5 protein-coding genes are annotated in these 8,696 nt (G+C 62.7%); all 5 read right to left on the bottom strand.

Features of this window, described 5'->3' with window-relative positions; genetic code table 11:
- On the bottom strand, positions 1–3,113 hold a 3,113-nt coding region (gene dnaE / locus QZ266_RS08770), incomplete at its 3' end, for a DNA polymerase III subunit alpha (RefSeq protein WP_295694073.1).
- 385 nt (positions 3,114–3,498) lie between these two features.
- Positions 3,499–4,188 carry an ABC transporter ATP-binding protein gene (locus tag QZ266_RS08775; protein WP_295694076.1) on the bottom strand — a complete coding sequence of 230 codons (690 nt, stop codon included), beginning with the start codon at positions 4,186–4,188 and terminating at the stop codon, positions 3,499–3,501.
- A complete protein-coding gene (locus tag QZ266_RS08780; protein ID WP_295694078.1) occupies positions 4,181–5,512 on the bottom strand; it encodes a lipoprotein-releasing ABC transporter permease subunit in 1,332 nt (443 codons plus the stop codon). Before QZ266_RS08780 ends, QZ266_RS08775 begins: the two co-directional genes overlap by 8 nt.
- Positions 5,505–6,839 (bottom strand): proline--tRNA ligase, encoded by a 1,335-nt coding sequence (gene proS, locus QZ266_RS08785; protein ID WP_295694081.1) that lies wholly within the window; start codon positions 6,837–6,839, stop codon positions 5,505–5,507. Before proS ends, QZ266_RS08780 begins: the two co-directional genes overlap by 8 nt.
- 284 nt (positions 6,840–7,123) lie before the next feature.
- Positions 7,124–8,696, bottom strand: a 1,573-nt coding sequence (locus QZ266_RS08790) for an AbgT family transporter (protein ID WP_295694084.1), incomplete at its 5' end; no start/stop codon positions are given.

Below are 8,696 nucleotides of genomic sequence, written 5' to 3' on the forward strand. Positions count from 1 at the left end.
CCGCTGTCGAGAATGTCGCGCGAGCTGATCAGGAGGTCGGAATTGACGAAGACCTCGAACTCCCCGGTCGGATCGGACAATGTTGTCCAGGCGAAGCGCTCGCCATTCTTGTTGGAGACCCGCTCCTGGCGGCGCCTGACCATGCCGGCGAGACGCAATGCCGTCGCCCCGTCGGCCACGCGAGCGGGCGCTTCGGCAAAAAAGACCACACCGCGGCCGGCCAGGTGTTCGGCCAGATCGTCGAGCGGGTGGCCGGACAGGTAGAAACCAATGGCCGACAATTCGGCATCGAGACGCTGGGTGGCCGTCCAGGGATCGGGCTGCGGCAGGCGTGGGCGCTCGAGCTGGGCCTCCTCGCCGCCCCCGCCAAAAAGGCTGGCCTGGGCACTTTCGCGCTGTTCGGCGGCATGCTGGGCCATGGAGATCAGCGTCTCGGCCGAGGCCATGACACGGGACCGGTCCGGATCGAGACTGTCAAAGGCACCGGCCTTGGCGAGGTTTTCAAACGTGCGTTTATTGACCTGGCGCGGATCGACCCGTTCGGCAAAGTCATAGAGATCGCGGAAAGGCCCGTTGGCGTCACGCTCCTCGACAATATGCTCCATGGCCACGAAGCCGACATTGCGGATGGCGCCAAGCGCGAAGCGGATCGTGCCCTCCTCGACCGAGAAATCAGCCTGGGACGCATTCACGTCCGGCGGGCGCACCTCGAGCTTCATGCGCCGGACTTCCTGGAAGAAGGCGGACAGCTTGTCGGTATTGGCCGCGTCGAGCGACATCAGGGCGGCCATGAATTCGACCGGGTAATTCGCCTTCAAGAAGCCGGTGCGATAGGCGATCGCGGCATAGGCGGCGGCGTGTGACTTGTTGAAGCCATAACCGGCAAACTCGGCCACGAGTTCGAAAATGTAGGAGGCCTTCTCCCGACTGACACCCTTCTCCTCGGCGCCCTCGAGGAAACGGACTTTCTGCTTGTCCATCTCCTCTTTCTTCTTCTTGCCCATGGCCCGGCGCAGAAGGTCGGCCTCGCCAAGCGAATAGCCGGACAGGATCTGGGCGATCTGCATCACCTGTTCCTGATAGATGATGACGCCGTAGGTTTCCGACAGCACGCCTTCCAGGTCCGGATGGAGATTATCCACCTCGGCCCGGCCGAATTTCCGGTCGACATAAACGTCGATATTCTTCATCGGGCCCGGTCGATAAAGCGAGATCAGGGCGATCAGATCCTCGATCGCATCCGGCTTCATCTTCTTGAGCGTGTCGCGCATGCCCGAGCTTTCCAGCTGGAACACGCCGATGGCATGGCCGGACTGCAAGAGGTCGAAGGTCGCCTGGTCGTCGAAATCAAGGCCCTCGATATCGGGCACATCCTTGCCGGCCGAGGCGATATAGCCCAGCGCCCGGGCGATCACGGTCAGGGTTTTCAAGCCCAGGAAGTCAAACTTCACAAGACCGGCCGGCTCGACCCATTTCATGTTGAACTGGGTGGCGGGAATATCCGATCGCGGATCACGATAGAGCGGGACCAGTTCGGAGAGTTTGCGATCGCCGATCACCACACCGGCGGCGTGGGTCGAGGCGTTGCGATAGAGGCCCTCCAGCTTGAGCGCGACGGTCAGGAGGGTGTCGACGGATTCGTCATCGCGGCGCATATCGCGCAATCGCGGCTCCAGATCGAGCGCCTGGGCAAGCGTAACCGGATTGGCCGGATTGGCCGGGACCATCTTGGCCAGGCGGTCAACGAGACCGAGCGGCAATTGCAGGACGCGGCCGGTATCACGCACCACCGCGCGGGCCTGGAGTGTTCCGAAAGTGATGATCTGGGCGACCCGGTCATGCCCGTATTGCTCCTGCACATAGCGGATCACCTCGCCGCGCCGCTCCTGGCAGAAGTCGACGTCAAAGTCAGGCATGGAGACACGCTCGGGGTTCAAGAAGCGCTCGAACAGAAGCCCGAATCGAAGCGGGTCGAGATCGGTGATGGTCAGGGCATAGGCGACCAGGGAGCCGGCCCCCGAACCCCGGCCGGGTCCGACCGGAATATCATGGTTCTTGGCCCACTGGATAAAGTCCGAGACGATCAGGAAATAGCCCGGGAATCCCATCTGCTTGATGATGCCGAGCTCAAAGTCGAGACGCTCGCGATACGCCGCCTCGGGCGCGGCGGCGTTGATGCTGGCCAGCCGGTCGGTCAGCCCTTCATGGGCGCGGGCGATCAGCTCCTCGACCTCGGTCCGGCCACCCACGGTCGGAAAGCTCGGCAGGATGGGCGCATGCGTCCGCACCCGGAAGGCGCAGCGACGGGCAATCTCGATCGTGTTCCCGAGCGCCTCGGGCAGATCGGCAAATCGCGCATGCATCGTCTCGGGCGAGGCCAGATCGTGATCGGCCGTGACGCGCCGACGGTCGGCAACAGACACGAAGGAGCTTTCCGAGATACACAGGAGCGCATCATGCGCCTTGTGCATGGAGGGGTCCGGGAAATAGGCCTCATTGGTGGCGACCAGCGGCAATTCGCGCGCATAGGCTTCGCGTACCAGCCAGTCCTCGGCCTGCAATTCCTCGGTCTGGCCGTGACGCTGCAGCTCGACATAGAGCCGATCGCCGAAGGCCGACTCGAGCTGGGCAAGATAGCTTGCCGCCTCGGGCTGGCGGCCACCGATGACCAGGCGATTGAGGAGGCCATCAGGCCCCCCAGTCAGCGCAATCACGCCATTGGCATGTTCCAGCACCAGCGCCAGGGGAATATGGGGCTCTTCCGATCCGTCGACATCGCAAAAGGCGGCGCTGGAGAGCGCCATCAGATTGCCATAGCCCTCCTCGTCCTGGGCCAGAAGGACGAGCGTGCCATCCGGCTCGGCGCGCTCACCGGGATGCGGATCGCCCAGCCTTAGCTTGAGCGTACAGCCAACAATGGGTTGCACGCCGGCACCGGACAGGACTTCGGAGAATTCCAGCGCCCCGAACAGGTTATTGGTGTCGGTCAGCGCAATCGCGGGCATGCCATAGGTCTGGCAGGCCTCGACCATTTTGGGCATGCGGATCGCACCCTCAAGGACCGAATAGGGAGACCGCACACGCAAATGCACAAAGGGATGTTGCACGCCCATGCGTCGCTCCTGAAATCCGGCCCCGAGACTGATCCAGCCCTGCCCTCGACAGGACCACCCGAAGGGCGGCCGCGAGTCAGGCGATCAGTCTAGCCGTTTCAGGCCGCGCCGAGAACCGATCCCCACATGGCAATCATCCAGGCGAAGCCGAGAACGGCGGTAGCAGCAGAAACATCTTGAACAACACGGCGCATAACTCTCTCCCCAATTTCGAGTTCTGCTTTTGTTCTATTTTGAGACGCGACGATAGTCAAGAAAAATGTTCTACTTTTGTTTCCCTGTGATTCGGGACCTGTCAGCTGGCTGCAAGCGGTTGGGAATTCAGCCCGTTCTGTAATCAGGTCGCTCAGTGATAAGCCCGTTCTGTGATAAGCCCGTTCTGTGATCAGGCCGGCTCGTAAGGCGTCAGGCGGCCGTCCGCGAAGGTCAGGATGCGATCCATCCGTCCGGCGAGCTCATGATTATGGGTCGCGACCAGCGCCGCAGCCCCCTCCGCACGCACAGTCTCCCGAAACGCGTCGAAGACGGTTTCCGACGTTGCCGGATCGAGATTGCCCGTCGGTTCATCGGCCAGCAGGACATGCGGCGAATTGGCCAGGGCCCGGGCAATCGCGACGCGCTGTTGCTCACCCCCGGACAATTGCGACGGCTGGTGCAGGAGGCGGTCGGCCAGACCAAGCTGGGTCAGCAGCATCTCCGCCCGTTCGCGCGCCTTTGCGGATGGCACGCCACCGATCAATTGCGGCAGGACGATATTCTCCAGCGCATCAAACTCGGGCAGGAGATGGTGGAATTGATAGACAAAGCCGATCTCGCGGCGCCGGATGGCCGTTCGCTCCCGGTCTGACAGGCCGATTGTTGCGGTGCCCCTCACCCGCACTTCACCGGCGTCCGGGCGCTCCAGCAGGCCTGCCGCGTGGAGCAGCGAGGACTTGCCCGAACCGGACGGACCCACGAGGCCGACTATCTCACCCGGAGACAGCGCCAGGCTGGCACCTTGCAGGACTGGCAGCTCGCCGGCCTCGGTCACATAGGTGCGATCGATGGCGTCGAGCTCGAGAACGAAATCACTCATAGCGCAGCGCCTCCACCGGATCGAGCCGGGCGGCCCGCCAGGCCGGTGGCAGGGTCACAAGCAGGGAGATCGCGAGGCCAAAGGCAGAGATAAACGCGACTTCGCCCCAGTCCATCTTGGCCGGAATGCGATAGAGATAATAGACGTTCGGATCCCAGACCTGGGCGCCGGTGGTCCAGGTAATGAAGTCCTGGATCGGCCCGATGAAGGTCACGAACAATATGCCCAACAACAGCCCGGCCAGCGTTCCGGCCATGCCGATACTGGCGCCGACGATCAGGAAAACCCGCATGACCGAGGCCTGGGTCGCGCCCATCGTGCGCAGGATGGCGATATCGCGCGACTTGTTCTTCACCAGCATGACCAGGCCGGAAATGATATTCATGGCCGCAATCGCGACCACGATGGACAGGATGAGGCGCATGGCCGTGCGCTCGAATTGCAGCGCGTTGAAGAAGGCCGGGTCAAGCCGGGTATAGTCGTAGACCATCGCATTGGGACCGGCGACCTCGCGGACGGGCGCAACAAATTGCGGGGCCATCTCCGGTGTATCGAGACGGATCTGGATGGTGTCCACAACATCGCCACGAGTAAAGTAGAGCTGGCCCTGGTCGAGCGGCATATAGGCGAGATTATTGTCGATGGTGGAGACACCGGCCGCGACAATCGCCTCGACATAATAGGCTTTTTGCTGTGGGCGAATGCCAAAGGCGGTGGGCGCCGCCCGGGCGGCCGTGAAAGTGACCCGGTCACCGATGGTCACGCCGAGGCGCTGGGCGACCCCTGTGCCAACGACGATACCATCGCCGCCATTATGGCCCTCACCGAATGTCTCGAGATCACCGAACTGGATACCGGTCAGGCTGCGCGGGTCATCACCGGACTGGATCACATCCATGCCGGCGAGATCAGCCGGACGAACAGCCAGGACCTGAAGCACGGATTCATAGCGCTCCGACGAGGCGAGCACCTGGCCCGTGACCACGGGGTCGGCACTTTTCACGCCGGGCATGGCCTCGATTTCCGCGATCAGGCCATCAATGCTTCCAGGATCGATTTCACGCGTATCAACATAGACATGGGGCTGAAAGCCAAGAAGCTGGTTGAAGAGTTCGGCACGAAACCCGTTCATGATCGACATGACGGCGATCAGGCCGGTAACGGCGAGCGCGATACCCCCAAAGGAAATCCAGGCGATCAGCGCGACGCCGCCATGTTTGCGGCGGGCCCGCAGGTAACGGAAGGCGAGCAGGAATTCATAAGGGCTGAAAGGGCGCGCCCCGCCAGCCGATGCATGGCCTGTCTCGCGAGCCGGATCAGTCATCGGCAAACGCTCTCTCGGCCAGCCGGCTGACAGCGTCTTCCGGCGACATTTCATGGGTCTCGCCGGTGCGGCGCACCTTGAGCTCGACCTTGCCCTCTTTCAGCCCGCGCGGCCCGATCACGATCTGATAGGGCAAACCGATCAGGTCTGCCGTGGCGAATTTGGCCCCGGCGCGATTGTCTGTATCGTCATAGAGCGGGTCGAGATCGGCCTTTACCAGCGCCGCATACGCGCGCTCGCTGGCTGCATCGCAGGCCTCGTCGCCGACACGCATATTGATGATGCCGACACCGAAAGGCGCCACACTCTCCGGCCAGATACAGCCCTTCTCGTCATGATGCGCCTCGATGATCGCGCCGAGCAGACGCGAGACACCGACGCCATAAGAGCCCATATGGACCGGGCGCGGCTGGCCATCCTGATGCTGGACCATGGCCTTCATCGGTTCGGAATATTTGGTGCCGAAATTGAAGATATGTCCCACCTCGATACCGCGGGCCGACAGCTGGCGGTCGGCCGGTACGGCGGCGAATGCGTCAGGCTGATGCATCTCCTCGGTCGCGGCGTAGAGCGCCGTGCGCTGATCCACGAGGGGCTGGAGATCCCCGTCAAAATCGACATCCAGGCCGGGCGCGCCCATCTCGACGAGATCGGCATGGCAGAAGACCTCGCTCTCACCGGTTTCGGCGAGGACGATGAATTCATGGCTGAGATCACCACCGATCGGACCGGTATCCGCCTTCATCGGCACAGCCTTCAGGCCCAGCCGCGAGAACGTGTTCAGATAGGCCACGAACATGCGGTTATAGGAGCGGCGCGCCGCTGCCTCGTCCACATCGAAGGAATAGGTGTCCTTCATCAGGAATTCACGGCCGCGCATGACCCCGAAACGGGGGCGGCGCTCATCGCGGAACTTCCACTGGATATGGTAGAGCATCTTCGGCAAGTCCTTGTAGGACTTGCAATAGGAGCGAAAGATGTCGGTGATCATCTCTTCATTCGTGGGTCCGAAGAGCAGCTCGCGGTCATGCCGGTCCGTGATGCGCAACATCTCGTCGCCATAATCGTCATAGCGGCCGCTCTCACGCCAGAGATCGGCGGACTGGACCGTCGGCATCAAAAGCTCGACGGCACCGGCCCGGTCCTGTTCCTCGCGCACGATCTGCTCGATCTTCCTGAGCACGCGATGACCCAGCGGCAACCAGGAATAAATCCCCGCCGCCTGCTGCTTGATCATGCCGGCGCGCAGCATCAGCTGGTGCGAGACAATCTCGGCGTCGGAGGGCGTTTCCTTGAGGACGGGAAGGAAGTAGCGGGACAGGCGCATGGGGCGATTCCGGTGGGTTCGTGTTTGACGTCCATTAGACCGCGTGAGCGGCGTAATACAAGGATTGAAGGGGGTTGGGATGCAGAGAGCGGGATCGTGTGGACAGGCACAGGGCGCGCACTCCGGCGCTCGCCCCGGTTCGGACGCCAGCAATCACGACCGGGCCGGGTTCCGCTCGGCACGGCGCGCGAAACGCCCCTGGCACCTTGTGCCGGGAGACAGCCGCGCGCCGCGCCTTGTTCGATCAGCCTCGCCCCTGCAGGGCTGCCGCCTGCCCCCCCGGTCTACTGGGCGGGATAATAGGTTGGCGAGCCCGGTCCGACCGGCAGGTCGAGCCCGAAAGTCCACAGGAAGAAGAAGCTCGACCAGAAGAGGATGAAGAAGATCGTATAGGGCAACATCATCGCGATCAGCGTGCCGACCCCGAGATTGCGGTCATAGCGCGTTGCCCAGGCGAGGATGAGGCCGAAATAGCTCATCATGGGCGTGATGATATTGGTCGTGGAATCCCCGATCCGGTAGGCCGCCTGGATCACTTCCGGGGCATAGCCGATCAGCATCAGCATGGGCACGAAGATCGGCGCCGTCACGGCCCACTGGGCCGAGGCCGAGCCGAGCGACAGATTGATCACCGCACACATCAGGATGAAGAGGAAGAAGACCAGCGGACCGGTCAGCCCGGTATCCTGCAGGAATTGGGCACCGGTCACGGCGGTGATCGCGCCCAGATTGGTCCAGCCGAAGAAGGCAACGAACTGGGCAGCGAAGAAGACCAGAACGATATAGAGGCCCAGGGCACTCAGCGCGCTGGCCATCGCATTGATGACATCACGGTCGGACTTCATTGTCCCCGTCGCCCGGCCATAAGCATAACCGGCAGCGATGAAGAAGATCAGGATCCAGACCACAAAACCGCGGAAGAAGGGTGAATTGATCCGGTCGCCGGTCTCGGGGTTACGAAGGACACCCCATTCCGGCACCAGGGTCAGGGCCATCAGCGCGAAAACACCCAGAATGGCAAAGCCGGCCCAGCCCAGGCCCTTGCGTTCCTTGGCCTCCAGAGGCTGCATCATATTCTTGTCGAGGACAGTCTCGTCAGCGTGCGCCGGATTGTACTGGCCCAGCTTGGGCTCGACGATGAAGATGGTCACCAGCGAACCGATGGCCGTGATCAGGAAGGTCGAGGCGACCATGAAATACCAGTTCGCGGTCGCGACCACGACATAGTCCGGGTCGATCAGCCGCGCAGCTTCCTGGGTGATCCCCGCCAGCAGCGGGTCAATGGTTCCAATGAGGATATTGGCGCTATAGCCACCGGACACACCGGCAAAGGCCGCTGCCATACCGGCCAGCGGATGCCGACCCAGCGCGTAGAAGATCGCTCCCGCCAGCGGGATCAGCACCACATAGCCGACCTCGGACGCCGTATTGGAGACGATACCGGCAAAGACGATGGCAACCGTCACGACATGGCGCGGCGCCGACAGCACCATGGCGCGCACGGCAGCGGACAGCAGGCCGGACTTCTCGGCCACGCCAACACCCAGCATCGCCACCAGCACCACGCCCAGCGGTGCAAAACCGGTGAAATTGGTCACCAGGCTGGTCCAGATGCGACGGATCCCGTCCCCGTCCATCAGGCTGATCGCCCGGATCATGCCGTCTTCAGCCACGCCGCGTCCACCGGCTGGCCGCGGATCCTCAACAGCAAGCCCGAGCCAGCCGAACAGTCCGGACAGGAGCACGATACCGACCGCCAGGATGGCAAAGAGGGTCACCGGGTGCGGCAGGAGATTGCCGAGCCATTCGACGCCGTCAAGAAAGCGCGTGAAGGCGCCGCGGCGCTTGGGTTCCGGC

This window comes from uncultured Maricaulis sp. (assembly GCF_905480005.1).
In the GTDB taxonomy this organism is placed as follows: domain Bacteria; phylum Pseudomonadota; class Alphaproteobacteria; order Caulobacterales; family Maricaulaceae; genus Maricaulis.

Bases quoted from the DNA above. Each gene is read 5' to 3' on its own strand.
- QZ266_RS08775 (WP_295694076.1), bottom strand. From the start codon at position 4,188: ATGAGTGATTTCGTTCTCGAGCTCGACGCCATCGATCGCACCTATGTG.
- QZ266_RS08780 (WP_295694078.1), bottom strand. From the start codon at position 5,512: ATGACTGATCCGGCTCGCGAGACAGGCCATGCATCGGCTGGCGGGGCG.
- proS (WP_295694081.1), bottom strand. From the start codon at position 6,839: ATGCGCCTGTCCCGCTACTTCCTTCCCGTCCTCAAGGAAACGCCCTCC.